The sequence below is a fragment of the Leisingera sp. ANG-M1 genome, from assembly GCF_000813745.1.
Taxonomy (GTDB): domain Bacteria; phylum Pseudomonadota; class Alphaproteobacteria; order Rhodobacterales; family Rhodobacteraceae; genus Leisingera.
On sequence record NZ_JWLC01000040.1, the window covers coordinates 6,098 to 6,598 of the forward strand.

A 501-nucleotide genomic window follows, 5' to 3' on the forward strand; every position below is an offset into this window, starting at 1 on the left:
AGGCCGGTTTTTTGCTGGCGGTTTTCTCGGTTCCGCTGGTTTCTGCTTCTGGTGCCGGGAAAGAGCTGCCGATGCCTTCCGAGGGCTGCTTCAGCTGTTTAGGCTTGCCGAACCGGACGCCTCGGAAGATCCGTTTTCCTCCCGCGCAATGCGCTCCGGAGACCAATCTTCGACCACGAGATTGGCAAGTGCCATGGCCTCGGCATTGCGTTCGGAGATCGCTTTGATCGCCTGCTGAACAACCTCGGTGTTGATCCGCTTTGCCTTGGGGTTCCTGGACCGCACGTCCCGGGTGGCCGACAGCCAGATCTGCGCGGGCACGCCATCAAGCTCATGATCAATAGCGGGAACAGTGAACCAGTCGTTGCCAAGCCGCACTTCGATGGCGCCGATGTCCTTGGGGTGCCAGCGCAGCTCAACATCGCATTTGTCCATACGCAGCATCCAGTCGGCCAGCCGTTCCGAATGGTAGCGGACGCCAAGAACGGTCAGGCCTTCTTT

The 501-nt window shown here is 59.9% G+C and carries 1 pseudogene; it reads right to left on the reverse strand.

What is annotated here, in order from left to right:
- Positions 1-90 precede the first annotated feature (90 nt).
- Positions 91-501: pseudogene (locus RA19_RS24820) on the reverse strand (Mu transposase C-terminal domain-containing protein); the annotation flags it as partial.